The following is a 13,433-nucleotide window of genomic DNA, read 5'->3' on the forward strand; positions in this document are numbered from 1 at the left end:
ACGAGTCAGGAGGGTAGTGTGACCTGATGGTCAAGGTGGAGAAAGAACAGTCAATCGCCTGTACACCGGAAGCCTTCCTCGACTTCGTGATGGACATCGAACGCTACGTCGAAGTCGATGACAAGGTCGGACCGATCTCCTGGGTGCGCAGGAACGGAAACCTCACCGAGTTCAAATTCCAGCCCAAGCTGCCCGGACTTCCCCTTCCGGAGCCGAAGGCCGTGGCCCAGATGCGGCTCACCCCGGGCTCGTGCATCGACATCCGGCTGGCGCCCCTGCCGCTGAACAAGTTCAATCACCGGATGGCCGAGTTCAGCGCCCGGTTCTCCTGTGTGCCGGTGGACGGCGGCATCCGGGCCACCCGCATGATCTCTTTTCAGTTCAACCCGGTCACCCGCTGGATGCTCGATCCGGTCCTGCGGCGCACTCTCCCCGGGTCGGTCGAGCGGGAACTGCGGCTGAGCAAGCAGATTCTGGAAAGGGCCGCGAGCGGCTAGCCTTTCGGTCCACGTACGACAGGGGGAAACCCATGGCGATATCGGCGGACGACGACACTCCGGCCCCGGCCGGGGAACAGCACGCGCATGTCATCGTGATCGGCGCGGGTTTATCGGGAATCGCCGCCGCGGTCAAACTGCGACGCGGCGGCATCACCGACTTCCTGGTCCTGGAGAAGGCCGACCGGGTCGGCGGGACGTGGCGGGAGAACACGTATCCGGGATGCGCCGTCGACATCCCCTCGCCGATCTATTCCTTCTCCTTCCACCCCAACCCGGGCTGGAGCAGGAATTTCGTCGGCCAGCCCGAGCTGCTGTCCTACATCGAGGACACGGTGGAGGCATTCCGCCTCGCCCCGGCGCTGCGCTTCGGCACCGAACTGCTGGAGGCCGCCTGGTCCGGGGACCGCCGCCGCTGGATCCTCGACACCAGCCAGGGGCGCTTCACCGCCCAGCACGTCATCTTCGCCTCCGGTCTGCTCCACGAGCCGACCACACCCTCCCTGCCCGGCCTGGACGGATTCCCCGGCGAAACCTTCCACTCGGCCCGCTGGAACCACGACGTGGACCTCACCGGCAAGCGGGTCGCCGTCATCGGCACCGGCTGCTCGGGCATCCAGATCGTGCCGGAGATCCAGCCGCGGGTGCGGCAGCTGTACGTCTTCCAGCGCACCGCCGCCTGGGTGATGCCCCGGCTCGACTTCCGCGTCCCGGGGCCCGTGCGGTGGCTCTTCCGGCACGTGCCCGTCACCCAGCGGCTGTTCCGCGGCGTCTGCGACGGCTTCCTGAAGACGCTCGCCCTCGTCATGCGCCGCGCGCGCTTCGCCCGGCTGCTCACCCCGGTCGGCAAGGGGGCCCTCAGGCGCCAGGTGCCCGACCCCGAGCTGCGCGCCCGGCTGACACCGGACTTCACCATCGGCTGCAAGCGGCTGCTGCTGTCGAACACCTACCTCCCGGCCATGTCCCGGCCCAACGTCCGGCTCGTCCCGCACGCCCTCGCCGGGGCGGACGGCAGCGAGCTGATCGCGGCGAACGGCGACCGGGTGGAGGCGGATGTGATCGTGTTCGCCTCGGGCTTCGAGATGCGCCATCCGCCGATCGCGTCACGCATCCGGGGGCGCGACGGCCGGCTGCTGTCCGAGACCTGGAAGACCAAGAGCCCCGAGGCCTACCGGGCCACCACCCTGCCCGCCCTGCCCAACGCCTATCTGCTGCTCGGCCCGAACATCGTGATGTACAACTCGCTGCTCGCCCTCGCCGAGGCCCAGCTCGACTACATCGTGGACGCGATACGCACCGCACGCGCCCGGGGCATCGACGCCCTGGAGATCCGGCCCGAGCCGTTCCGCTCGTTCAACGACGAGGTGCAGCGCGGCCTCGCCTCGACCGTCTACAACACCGGCGGATGCAGCAGCGTCTATCTCGACGAAAAGGGCAAGAACTTCGTCACCTGGCCATGGTCCACCAAAAGGCTGCGCAACGACCTGGCCCGCTTCGACATCGAGAATTACGCGACGACCCCTGCGGAGCGCTGAATGTACGACTACACCCAGCCCTTGAGCCGGAGCGAGGCGAGCCGGGCCAAAGTGCGGCAGCAGACCGATATCGACGTGGGCGGCGCGCGATGGGCCCTGCTGCCGGATGTGTTCTCCCCGGCGGACTCCAAGTCCAGCCTGGCCCATCTGTCCCTGCTGGAATTCCCGGTCGGCGGCACGTTCCTCGAAATCGGCTCCGGCATCGGGCTGATCGCCGTCCAGGCCGCTCTCGCCGGCTGCCGTTCCGTATATGCCACCGATCTCAATCCGGCGGCGGTCAAGAACACCGAACTCAACGCCGAGCGCTTCGGCGTCGCGGACCGGGTCACCTGCGTCCATAGCGATCTGTTCGACGCGCTTCACGACGACGCACCCGCGTTCGACGTGGTCTACTGGCACTCCAACAATGTGTGGGCGCCGCCGGAACTCGACCTCACCGCGCACGAGCTGGCCTATGTCGACCCCGGATACGAGGCACACCAGCGGTATTTCCGCGAGGCGAGGAATCATCTCGCGCCCGGGGGCCGGGTGCTGATCGCGCTGAGCAGCCGGGCCGGCCGCGCCGAATTGGACGAGCTGGCGGCGGCCGAGGAACAGCGGCTGATCACCCTCGACTCCACCACCGTGGACGAGCCGGAAGGCCCCGTGGTCTACGAACTGCTGGAACTCGTCACACGGTGACCCGGTCATCCGGAAACCCGGCCCATTCCGAGAAGAGGCCCACCCTTGATCTTCGACAAGCTGCTGAGTCTGCCCAGTGACGCCGAACCCTGGATCGTCGACCACCAGCCGATCGCCGTCCCCGCCGAGGACGAGAAGATACGGCCGGGCGATGTCGCCGACGCCGCCGCCCGGGGCGCGACCGCGCTGCGGTCCCACGGCGTCGAGCCGGGACGGCGGTGCGTCGTCTGGCTGGAGTCCCCGACCGACATCATCGTCGCCTACGCGGCCATCACCGCCCTCGACGCCGTGCCCATCCTGATGAGCCCGACCCTCTCCGGCCCGGACGTCGCCGCCATGCTGGGACACGTCTCCGACGTCACCGCCGTCCTCTCCACCGACGACCGGCTCGCGACGAGCGAGAAGACCTTCCCCGGCATCGGCACGTTCATCGACTGGCGCGACATCGCCGCCGAACTCCCCACCCACAAGCGGATATCCCGGCCCCGCGAGGTCGCCTCCGACGCCCCGTACGTCATCGTCCACACCTCCGGCACCACCGGCACCCCCAAGCTGGCCGAATGCTCCAGCGCCAGCATCCGGTTCAACGCCCGCGTCCAGGCCGTCATCCACTGGCTGTCCCGGCTGGACGGCCATCTCGCCCTCGTCATCTCACCCGTGCACGGCCGGACCGTGGTCGGCATCCTCGCCGCCCTCATGCGCAAGGCGCCGCTGATGCTCCTGGAGGACGACTCCCCGGACAACGTGGACCGGATGCTCAAACGGCACCGCCCCAGCTATCTGGAGACCCACCCCAACACCTTCCGCGCCTGGCAGCACCTCGCGCCCGGCGGCGCGTTCCGCTCGATCCGCTTCTTCGGCGCCGGATTCGACGTCATCCACCCCGACACGGTCAGCGCCCTGCTGAAGGGCTCGGACCACCGCTTCGCCGTCTGCGTGGAGGTCTACGGGCAGAACGAGACCGGGCCCATCGCCATCCGCAGCCACCTCAAGGGCACCCAGAAACCGCTGCGCGCCCTGCGCCGGCTGCGCCGCGGCAAGCTGCTGCGCGGCCACCCGGCCGGGCCCCACTTCCCGTTCTGCCGGGTCCGCATCGTCGACGACTCGGGGCGGCCCGTACCGGCCGGCACCCCCGGGCGCATGGTGGTGCAAACGCCCGGCGTCTTCTCCGGATACATCAACCGGCCCGATCTGACGTCCAAGAACTACCCCGACAAGCGCTGGTGGGACACCGGCGACTGGGGCACCAAATCCCGCACCGGACGCATCACCCTGATCGACCGCCAGGTCGACAAGGTCTCCGGAGCGGTCAGCGGCATCGGCATCGAGGACATCCTGCTGGAGAAGTTCCCCGAATTCCTCGAACTCGTCGTGCTGGAGATGGCCGGCACCCTCCAGCCCGTCCTCTCCCTGCGCCCCGGCGCCGCATTCCGGCGCAGGGCCTGGGAATCGGCGTCCCACCGGCTCGCCCCGATGGCCGAGCCCGTGGTCATCCCCGACAGCGAATTCCCCCGCACCGTCACCGGAAAGATCAAACGGGAGCAGCTGAAGAAATCGCTGACCGCACGGCGCCTTTCCGCCGGCGTCTGAGGGAGGGGTTTCACATGACCGCCACCAGCGCGCCCGACACCACCAGGACACCGGTCGCCACCAAACTCATCGGCTACGTCCAGCTCGGCAAGGTCCGGATCTACCACCACGCCTACGGCTGGATCCTCGCCCTGCTCCTGCTGCGCCTGGACGGCCGGGTCGGCGGCGACACGGCGGCCGCGCTCGCCCTGACCCTGCTCATGGTGTGCGCCACCCAGTGGAGCGGAGGCGCCGCCGACGACCTCGGCGGCTTCCGGGACGGCAGCGACGCCCGCAACTACGCGGGCCGCCCCGCCTCCACCGTCGCCAAGAAGCCGCTGCTCACCGGGGTGCTGACGGAAGGGGAAGCGGTCCGGTTCGGCGTCGTGATGTGGCTGATCGCCATCGCCGCCGGGCTCGGCGCCGTGGCCAGCCTGGACGGCACGGCGCCCCTGGCCGCCGTCCTGGTGATGCTCGTGGGACAGATCGCCTCGGTCCAGTATTCGATCGGACTGAAACTCAGCTATCTGCCCGGCGGCCTGGAAGCCACCATCTTCTACGTCATCGGCTGCATCGGCCTGGTGCCGTACTGGCTGATCGCGGGCCACGTCACCACCGAATCCCTCATCACCAGCGCACTGGTCGGCCTGTGGTTCCTGCTGATCGTGTCCTACGGAAACGCGTCCGACAAAGAAGGCGACTCCGAGGTCTCCCGCTACACCATGGCGGTCCTTCTCCCGCCCAAGGGATTCAAGGTATTCCTCACCCTGCTCTTCGCCGCCAGCGTCACCCTGCTGACCCTGCTGTTCACCACCACCCGATTCGACCCGCTGCTGGGGCTGGCCGTCGTGCCCGTCGTCGTGCTCCACGCCGTACAGCTCTATTACGGTGCCGGAAAGGAAGAGTGGCGAAAGGCGCGTTTCATCGGACTCAGCTCGGTCGACCTGGGATGTCTGGGACTGGCGCTCGCTTTCGTTCTCGCATGACCGCTTCGAGTGGGAGAGCAGTGCAGTGAACGGCGATATGACGGCGGCCTACATCACCGGCTTCGGCGGGGCCGACGACATCCGGACCGGGCCGCTGCCCCGTCCCGTACCCGGGCCGGGCGAAGCGCTCGTCCGCGTCGAGGCGGTGGCGGCCAACCATGTGGACACCTTCGTCCGCTCCGGCGCGTACGCCACCGAGGTGCCCTTCCCGTTCGTCATCGGACGCGACCTGGTCGGTACGGTCGAGTCCGGCGCGGGCTCCTTCGCCCCCGGCGACCGGGTGTGGTGCAACAGCCTGGGCCACGACGGCCGGCAGGGCGCGTTCGCCCAGTACGCCGCCGTCCCCGTGGACCGGCTCTTTTCCCTGCCCGCCGGGGCCGACCCGGTAGCGGCCGTGTCCGTGCTGCACACCGCAGGGACCGCACACCTCGGCCTGTTCCGGGAGGCCCGCCTGCGGGCGGGGGAGACGGTCCTCGTCGAGGGCGCGGGCGGCGGCGTGGGCAGCGCCGTGGTCCAGCTCGCCACCGCGGCCGGGGCGCGCGTCATCGCCGTCGACCGCGCCGAGAACGCCGAGTGGTGCCGTGGCTGCGGCGCGGACCAGGTCCTGGACCGCGCCGATCCGGAGGTGCACGCCGCGGTGCGCCGCCTCGCCCCGGGCGGGGTCGACGTGCTGTGGGACTGCTCCGGGCGCCATGACCTCGAGACGACGATTCCGCTGCTCGCCCGGGGCGGCCGCGTCGTCCTGATGGCCGGGCTGCGGGCGCGCGCCGTACTGCCCGTCGGCGCCGTCTACACCCGCGACATCAGCCTGCACGGCTTCGTCATCAGCAACGCCTCGGTGGCGGATCTCGCGGAGGCCGCCGGGACCATCAACCGCGAACTGGTGAGCGGCCGGCTGCGCGGCCGGGTCCGCGCCCGGCTTCCGCTGACGGAGGCGGCGCGGGCCCACCGCCTGCTGGAGGGCCGCGAGGGCGGCCCCGGCGGCCCGGGCCGCATCGTGCTGATCCCCTGACCGGAAGAGAAAGGAAGGCCGTAGGTGTCCCGTCCGAACAGCAAGCCGCGTCTGCTCAGCAAGGAATGGTGGGAACAGCGAGTCTTGCGGATGTACGACTCCTGGCGGGACCCGGTGACCTGGCATGTCACCGCGACCCCGAACGGCCCCGGTGATCTGCGGCAGTTCAGGCGCCGCCGGTTCGCCCTGCTGGTCACCTACAAGCGCAGCGGCGACCCCGTTCCGTCGGCGATGTGGTTCGGCCTCAAGGACGGCCGCGCCTATCTGCGCACCGGCTGCGACTCCTGGAAGGTGCGGCGGATGCGCAACAACGACCAGGTGCTGTTCGCGCCGTCCAACATCCGCGGCAAGCCGAAGGGCGCGGTCATCCCGTGCACCGCGCGCATCCTGCCGGACGAGGAGAAGCCGGGCGCCGCACAGATCATCGTGGACTCGTACGGCAAGGGCCGGAAGCTCTACGACCGCACGGTGGCGACCGTGTACGAGGAGGCCGCGTACATCGAGATCACCCCGAACACCCTGCTGAAGGCCGAGGCCGAACGGAACGCCCAGCGAGCCCGCGACACCCCCTAGGCGTCCGCGCCTGGGTATCCACCAAGCGCCGGGCGCGTCCGGGACCTCCCCGGACGCGCCCGGCGCTTTCGTACGCCGCCTACTTCTCCCGCAGGCCCACCTTGGCGTGCAGCGCCCGCAGCGGCTTCGGCGCCCACCAGTTGCCCTTGCCGACCAGCCGCATGAAGGCCGGGACCAGGGCGCCCCGGACCAGCGTGGCGTCCATCAGCACCGCGAGCGCCAGCCCGATCCCGATCGCCTTGAGATAGACGATGCCGGAGATCAGGAAGCCCAGGAACACGATGGCGATCAGCACCGCCGCGGCCGTGATCATCGAACCGGTGCGCTCCAGGCCACGGGCGACCGACGCCACGTTGTCCCCGGTTCTGTCGTACTCCTCCTTGATCCGGGACAGCAGGAACACCTCGTAATCCATCGACAGCCCGAACGCGATGCAGAACAGCAGCACCGGCACGGTCCAGGTGATCGAGTCGGTGACCACGAAGTCGCCCACGATCCCCTCCAGATGGCCGTCCTGGAAGCCCCACACCAGCACGCCCAGCGTGGCGCTCAGGCTCAGGCAGTTGAGGACCAGCGCCTTGAGGGGCAGCAGCAGGGAGCCGGTGAAGAGGAACAGCACGGTGAAGGAGCTGGCGGCGATCACCGCGAGCGCCACCGGCAGCCGGGCGTTCATCGAGTCGATGGAGTCGGTCAGCTCGGCCGCGGGCCCGCCCACCTGGACGGGGTAGGGCGCCGGGAGGGCCCTGATGTCCGCGACCAGCGCGCGGCCCTCCTCCGACAGCGACTGGCGGCTCGGCACCACGGACAGATAGGTGCTGTGGCCGGAGCCGAAGCGCGCCGAGAGGGCCGACGGCCGCTGCACCAGCCGCCCGTGGGCGAACGTCCCGGCCTCGCTGTCCACCCGCGACACATCGCCGAGCTTCGACAGCCGCTCGGCGTACGGGGCCACCTTCCGGTCGCCGGGCCCGGACGCCCCGTCGAGCACCACGTTGAGCGCCTGGGTCTCCTGGGCCGGGAAGGCGTCCCGGATGTCGCCGCCGACCTGCCGGGCCTGGCTCGCGGCGGGCAGCACCCGCTCGTCCGGCAGGCTCAGCCGCAGATCGAGGAAGGGCGCGCCGAGCAGCAGCAACAGCGCGGTGACGGCGCCCGCGACCGGCAGCGGGAACCGCATCACGCCGGTGGCCAGCCGGTGCCAGAAGCCCTCCCCGGAGCCCTTTTCGGCCTCAGGTGTGCGGCGGCGCAGGACGCGCCCCTTCTCGATGCGGTGGTCCAGCACCTTCAGCAGCGCGGGCAGGAAGGTGAGCGAGACGAACGCGGCGAGCAGGGCGGTCGGGATCCCGGCGTACGCGAACGAGCGCAGGAAGTAGAACGGGAACACCAGCAGCGCCCCGAGCGCCAGGGTCACCGTCACCGCGGAGAACAGCACGGTGCGGCCCGCGGTGCGCAGCGTCGTGGCGATGGCCTCGTCGGTCCGCGCACCCTGGCCGCGCTCCTCCCGGTAGCGCTTGATGAGGATCAGGCTGTAGTCGATCGCGAGGCCGAGCCCGAGGCCGGTGGTGACGTTGCCGGCGAGCGCGGAGACCTCGGTGAACAGGGTCAGGATCCGGATGACCAGCAGGACGGACAGGATGGTCAGTCCGCTGACCATCAGCGGCACCAGGGCGGCGACCACGCTGCGGAACACGAACAGCATCACGATCAGCAGGACCGGGAAGGTCACCGCCTCGATCTTGATGAGGTCCTTCTCCGTGGTCTCGGACATCTCCTTGTCGGCCAGCGCGTTGCCGCCCACCCGGACGTCGAGCCCTTCGGCGCGGTGCTCGTAGTGGCTCTCCAGCCGCTTGAAGGTGTTCTGGACCTGGTCCTCGTCGCCGGAGATCCGGGCCATCAGCAGCGCCTGCCGGCCGTCCTTCGCGCGCAGCGGCTCGGCCTTGCCCAGCGACCAGTACGACGCGGCCTGCTCGACCCCGGGCTCCTGGGCGACGCGTTGGGTGAGCCGGGCGCCGGCGGCGGCCACGGCGGGGGAGTCCACGCCCCGTTCGTCGGATATGAGCAGGACGAAGTCCGGGGCGCCCGCCCGGAATCTTTCGTCCATGACCTTCGCGGTCTTCGCCGATTCCGTCGAGTCGTCGACGAACCCGCCGGCGGACAGTTCCTGGATCACTCCGCCGCCCAGCGCGCCCGCTATGACCAGCAGCGCTCCGGACAGGTACAGCACCAGTTTGCTGCGGCGGCAGGTGAACCGGGCCAGTGAGGCGAACAATGGGGCTAACCCTTCTCGCGCTGCGGCTTCCCTTGCGAGCGGTTGACGCGCAGGGCGCGCAGCAGCGTGGACGGTGCGGCCAGGGAACTTGGATGGGTGCGCATGTACGTCACCGAGTTGAACCGCACGGCGACGGACCGGTCCGTGATCGAGGCGGCGGCGATCTGCTCGGCGAACCACTTCGAGAGGCGGTAGCCGCGCGGGTACGGGCCCATCACATCCGGGCGGGCCAGATCGGCCGCGGTGGATATCTGCCAGGCCGCGTCCACCACCACGCGCTGCCGGGCGAAGAAGCCGCGGGCGGGGGCGTCGAGGTCCGGCCGGGAGCGCAGGTACTCCGACAGGGCGGAGGCGTGCAGGGTCGCCGAGGACATGCCCTGCCCGTAGATCGGGTTGAACGAGGCGACCGCGTCACCGACGCTGATCAGCCGGGCGGGGAACCGGGTGAGGAGATGGAAGTCCCGGCGGCGGCTGTCGGCCTGGTGGTACGGGAGGATCTCGCCCAGCTGGTCGCCCGCGACCGCCTCGCGGTAGACCGGCGGCAGTTCGCCGCACAGCTTGCGGAACTCCGCCACGTCCCGGATCGGCGGCTGCTTCCCGTAGTTGGCCAGGGTGATCAGCCAGCGGTCGCCCTCGATGGCGGTGATCGCGCCGCTCGCCACCCGGGGCGGGGTCGCGGTGGGGGTCCGGTAGGCGATGGCCGCGGCCAGCTCCGGGTCGGCATCGGTGCGCCGGAAGTAGCCGGTGGCGTAGTCGATGTCGATGGCCATGCGCCGCATCGCGGGCCGCTGCCAGCCGTTGCGCTCCAGCCAGTCGCCGAGCTTGCTGGCCCTCCCCATGGCGTCGACGACGAAGTCCGCCTCCTCGGTCCACTCGTCCCCGTCCGCACCGCACCGCACCCCGGTGACGGCACCCGCACGGAATTCCAGGCCCCGGGCGCGGCAGGTGAGGACCTTCACATTGGGCAGGGCCAGGGTGCGCCGCCGGACCAGCGACTCCAGGAACGGGCGGCTGCTGGAGATCAGCCCCATCGTGCCGTCGCTCACCTTCGGGACGCCGTCGGCGTAGGCGCGGATGGTGTACGGGGACGAAATGATCGCGCCGCCCGCCCGCGCCTCGTCCTCGAACCCCGGGAACAGCCGCCGCAACTGCATCCGGCCGCCGTGCATCAGGGTGTGCAACTGCCCGTCGTGCGGGGTGCCCGGCCGCGGGGCGGCGGTGCCGGGTAACACGTCCCGCTCGACGATCACCACGCTCTCGGCGTGATCGGACAGCACCCGCGCCGCCAGCATTCCGGCCAGACTCCCGCCGAGCACCACGGCCTTGCCCATCAGGACGTCGGTATTCGTGATCGGTTTGTCGGTACTGAGCCGGGCGAACACACGTGCGGCAGACTCCATCACGAAACCTCCAGACTGGTTATATGCATCAACCAGGCACTGCTGGGTAGGCGCACGAATCCGTCCGAGGAAGAGAGAGAAAAGCTTGTGCCTGCCCTGACCGATTCCGATGCCCCCGCCGCAGCCCGGCACCCCATGCTCCACCGCGCCATCAAGCGGCGCAAGAACCCTCCGCTGCGGCGCAGTGACATTACGGTCACCAAGGAGAAGGACGTTCACCGCGCGGTCAAAGCCGCAGCTCTGGGCAACGCCATGGAGTGGTTCGACTTCGGGATCTACAGCTATCTCGCGGTCACCATCGGCAAGGTCTTCTTTCCCGGCGGCAACGCCACGATCCAGGTCCTGTCCTCCTTCGCGACGTTCGCGGTGGCCTTTCTCGTACGGCCGCTGGGAGGTATGTTTTTCGGGCCGCTCGGTGACCGCATCGGGCGGAAGAAGGTGCTGTCCTTCACCATGATCATGATGGCGACGAGCACGCTCGCCATCGGCCTCATCCCGGGCTATCACTCCATCGGCTACGCCTCGCCCGCGCTCCTCATCCTGTTCCGCATGCTGCAGGGATTCTCCACCGGCGGTGAATACGGCGGCGCGTCCACGTTCATCGCCGAATACGCCCCCGACAAGCGCCGCGGCTACTTCGGCAGCTTCCTCGAATTCGGCACCCTCATCGGCTACACCGCCGCGGCCGGACTGGTCACCATCCTGACCGTGACGCTGTCCGACGACACGATGAACTCCTGGGGCTGGCGCATCCCGTTCCTGGTCGCCGCCCCGATCGGACTCGTCGGCCTGTATCTGCGGCTGAAGCTGGACGAGACCCCCGCCTTCCAGAAGCTGGAGGAGGAGGCGTCCGCGGCGCAGGAGCGCACGACGCTGCCGTTCTGGCAGGTGTTCCGGACCCAGTGGCGCGCGATGGTGCTGTGCATGGCGCTGGTCGCCGCGTACAACATCACCGACTACATGCTGCTGTCGTACATGCCGACGTACCTCTCGGAAACCCTCCACTACAGCAGCACCAGCGCCCTGGTCTCGATCATCATCGTGATGCTGGTGCTCATGGCGGCCATCACCTTCGTCGGCCGGCTCTCCGACCGCATCGGCCGCAAGCCCGCGCTGATGGCCGGGTCCATCGGCTTCTTCGTCCTCGCCGTGCCCTCCTTCCTGCTCATCAAGCAGGGCGGCATCGTCCCCGTCTTCGCCGGTCTGCTGCTGTTGGGCATGTGCCTGCTGCCCTACGTCGCCGTGATGTCGGCCTCCCTGCCCGCGCTCTTCCCGACCGACGTGCGCTACGGCTCGCTGTCCATCGCCTTCAACATCTCCGTGTCCCTCTTCGGCGGCACCACCCCGCTGGTCGTCGAGGCCCTGGTCAGCGGCACCGGCGACGATCTGATGCCCGCGTACTACACGATGCTCGCGGCGATCGTCGGCATCATCGCCTCGGCCGTGATGAAGGAGACCGCCCGCAAGCCGCTGGAGGGCTCGCCGCCCTCGGTCGCGACCAAGGAGGAGGCCATCGCCCTGGTCGAGTCCCAGTCCCAGCAGGTCAACCAGCGGCCCTGAGCCGGGCGCCCCGCCCCGACGGCATTACCCCCGCGGTAATCGACCCCCTCCCACCTCCGGCGGCACAGTGAAGGCATCGGGTTCCGGGCCGGCGCACTCCGGCCCGGGACCCGGATCCGAGACGTCGCACAGGCCGCTCGCGGCCGCCCAGGAGGGGACGACATGACCGACTACGACACCGCCGTGGCCCGCTACTTCGAGGCGTGGAACGCCACCGGGCCCGAGGCCCTCGCCAAGGCCGTCGCCGCCGCCTGGACGGAGGACGGCGGCTACACCGACCCGCTGGCCGACGTACGGGGGCACGAGCGGCTGGCCGCCGTCATCGCCGGGGCCCACGAGCAGTTCCCCGGCTTCGAGTTCCGGCAGCTGGGCAACGCCGACGGGCACCATGACATCGTCCGCTTCGGCTGGGAGCTGGTGGCGCCCGACGGGTCCGCGCCGGTCGCCGGATTCGACGTGATCACCCTCGCCGAGGACGGCCGCATCCGCTCCGTCCTCGGCTTCCTGGACCGGGTCCCTACGGCAGCGTGATGCCCTTGAGCACGGCGGCGGTCTCCGGGTCGGCCGGGAGGAACGTCTCGATGGCCAGCTCGGAGACGGTCACGTCCATGGGGGTGTTGAACGTCGCGATCGTCGAGATGAGCGACAGCACCCGACCGCCGTGCTCGATCACCATCGGCAGCGCGATGGGCGCGTGGGCGCCACCGGTGGCCGGCTCCCGGCCGCCCGCTTCGGGCAGCGGATAGCCGGCCACCTCGTCGTACAGCTCGCGCAGCGCGGAGGAACGCATCAGCGCGAGCTGGCGGTCCATCTGGTCCAGCAGATGGCCGCGCCACTCCCGGAGGTTGCGGATGCGCGGGGCCAGCCCGTCCGGGTGGAGGGTGATCCGCATCGCGTTCAACGGCGGGGTCAGCAGATGGTCCGCCACGCCCTCCAGCAGCATCCGGACGCCCCGGTTGGCCGCCAGCACCTGGTACGTCCCGTCCAGCACCAGCGCCGGATACGGCTCGTAGCCGGTCAGCAGCCGCTCCATCCCCTCGCGCAGCGCGCCCATCGACGGATCGTCCACCGCCCGCTCCGGATAGTGCGGGGCGTAACCGGCCGCGATCAGCAGCGCGTTGCGCTCCCGCACCGGCACGTCGAGGTGGTCGGCGAGCCGCAGCACCATCTCCTGGCTCGGGCGGGACCGGCCGGTCTCGATGAAGCTGATGTGGCGGGCCGAGGAGTCGGCGCGCAGCGCCAGCTCCAGCTGGCTGATCCGCCGCCGGTCCCGCCATGCGCGCAGCAGCGCGCCCACCCCGGGCGGCGCGACAGTTGTCATGCCCCGAAGGTAACGGAACCGTGGCGGTGACCGTGG

General features: G+C 69.9%; 12 protein-coding genes. 9 read left to right on the forward strand and 3 right to left on the reverse strand.

What is annotated here, in order from left to right:
• The first annotated feature begins 26 nt into the window (after positions 1–26).
• From ABZ562_RS21760 to ABZ562_RS21790, 7 genes are read left to right on the forward strand one after another with little or no spacing between them, the layout of a single operon-like run.
• Complete coding sequence (locus ABZ562_RS21760; protein ID WP_361482077.1) at positions 27–497, forward strand: SRPBCC family protein; 471 nt, start codon at positions 27–29, stop codon at positions 495–497.
• A gap of 32 nt (positions 498–529) precedes the next feature.
• A complete protein-coding gene (locus tag ABZ562_RS21765; RefSeq protein WP_361482080.1) occupies positions 530–2,032 on the forward strand; it encodes an NAD(P)/FAD-dependent oxidoreductase in 1,503 nt (500 codons plus the stop codon).
• Positions 2,033–2,713, forward strand: a complete 681-nt coding sequence (locus ABZ562_RS21770) for a methyltransferase (RefSeq protein ID WP_361482083.1) — start codon at positions 2,033–2,035, stop codon at positions 2,711–2,713.
• A 45-nt stretch (positions 2,714–2,758) separates the two neighbouring features.
• A complete protein-coding gene (locus ABZ562_RS21775) occupies positions 2,759–4,303 on the forward strand; it encodes a class I adenylate-forming enzyme family protein (RefSeq protein ID WP_361482086.1) in 1,545 nt (514 codons plus the stop codon).
• A 14-nt stretch (positions 4,304–4,317) separates the two neighbouring features.
• A complete protein-coding gene (locus ABZ562_RS21780; RefSeq protein ID WP_361482089.1) occupies positions 4,318–5,268 on the forward strand; it encodes a UbiA family prenyltransferase in 951 nt (316 codons plus the stop codon).
• Positions 5,269–5,305: 37 nt separating this feature from the next.
• Complete coding sequence (locus tag ABZ562_RS21785) at positions 5,306–6,280, forward strand: NADPH:quinone reductase (protein ID WP_361482092.1); 975 nt, start codon at positions 5,306–5,308, stop codon at positions 6,278–6,280.
• A 24-nt stretch (positions 6,281–6,304) separates the two neighbouring features.
• Positions 6,305–6,853, forward strand: coding sequence for a PPOX class F420-dependent oxidoreductase (locus tag ABZ562_RS21790; RefSeq protein ID WP_361482095.1), 549 nt, complete (start codon positions 6,305–6,307; stop codon positions 6,851–6,853).
• Between the two features lie 79 nt (positions 6,854–6,932).
• On the opposite strand, the gene ABZ562_RS21795 is transcribed toward ABZ562_RS21790, so the two are convergent.
• Positions 6,933–9,116, reverse strand: coding sequence for an MMPL family transporter (locus tag ABZ562_RS21795; RefSeq protein WP_361482098.1), 2,184 nt, complete (start codon positions 9,114–9,116; stop codon positions 6,933–6,935).
• Between the two features lie 5 nt (positions 9,117–9,121).
• Positions 9,122–10,516, reverse strand: coding sequence for a hypothetical protein (locus tag ABZ562_RS21800; protein WP_361482101.1), 1,395 nt, complete (start codon positions 10,514–10,516; stop codon positions 9,122–9,124).
• Between the two features lie 135 nt (positions 10,517–10,651).
• Here ABZ562_RS21800 and proP point away from each other — a divergent pair, with 135 nt between their 5' ends.
• Together proP and ABZ562_RS21810 are read left to right on the forward strand one after the other, a co-directional pair.
• Positions 10,652–12,076, forward strand: coding sequence for a glycine betaine/L-proline transporter ProP (proP, locus tag ABZ562_RS21805; protein WP_361482367.1), 1,425 nt, complete (start codon positions 10,652–10,654; stop codon positions 12,074–12,076).
• A 162-nt stretch (positions 12,077–12,238) separates the two neighbouring features.
• Positions 12,239–12,607: a nuclear transport factor 2 family protein gene (locus ABZ562_RS21810; RefSeq protein WP_361482104.1), complete on the forward strand. Its 369-nt coding sequence runs from the start codon at positions 12,239–12,241 to the stop codon at positions 12,605–12,607.
• Here ABZ562_RS21810 and ABZ562_RS21815 read toward each other — a convergent pair.
• Positions 12,594–13,397 carry a helix-turn-helix transcriptional regulator gene (locus ABZ562_RS21815; protein WP_361482107.1) on the reverse strand — a complete coding sequence of 268 codons (804 nt, stop codon included), beginning with the start codon at positions 13,395–13,397 and terminating at the stop codon, positions 12,594–12,596. The genes ABZ562_RS21810 and ABZ562_RS21815 overlap by 14 nt on opposite strands.
• Between the last annotated feature and the right edge of the window lie 36 nt (positions 13,398–13,433).

Source organism: Streptomyces sp. NPDC019937 (assembly GCF_040631655.1).
Classification (GTDB): Bacteria; Actinomycetota; Actinomycetes; order Streptomycetales; family Streptomycetaceae; genus Streptomyces.

Bases quoted from the DNA above. Each gene is read 5' to 3' on its own strand.
- ABZ562_RS21785 (WP_361482092.1), top strand. From the start codon at position 5,306: ATGACGGCGGCCTACATCACCGGCTTCGGCGGGGCCGACGACATCCGG.
- ABZ562_RS21770 (WP_361482083.1), top strand. From the start codon at position 2,033: ATGTACGACTACACCCAGCCCTTGAGCCGGAGCGAGGCGAGCCGGGCC.
- ABZ562_RS21780 (WP_361482089.1), top strand. From the start codon at position 4,318: ATGACCGCCACCAGCGCGCCCGACACCACCAGGACACCGGTCGCCACC.
- ABZ562_RS21800 (WP_361482101.1), bottom strand. From the start codon at position 10,516: ATGGAGTCTGCCGCACGTGTGTTCGCCCGGCTCAGTACCGACAAACCG.
- ABZ562_RS21810 (WP_361482104.1), top strand. From the start codon at position 12,239: ATGACCGACTACGACACCGCCGTGGCCCGCTACTTCGAGGCGTGGAAC.
- ABZ562_RS21760 (WP_361482077.1), top strand. From the start codon at position 27: ATGGTCAAGGTGGAGAAAGAACAGTCAATCGCCTGTACACCGGAAGCC.
- ABZ562_RS21765 (WP_361482080.1), top strand. From the start codon at position 530: ATGGCGATATCGGCGGACGACGACACTCCGGCCCCGGCCGGGGAACAG.
- ABZ562_RS21815 (WP_361482107.1), bottom strand. From the start codon at position 13,397: ATGACAACTGTCGCGCCGCCCGGGGTGGGCGCGCTGCTGCGCGCATGG.
- proP (WP_361482367.1), top strand. From the start codon at position 10,652: ATGCTCCACCGCGCCATCAAGCGGCGCAAGAACCCTCCGCTGCGGCGC.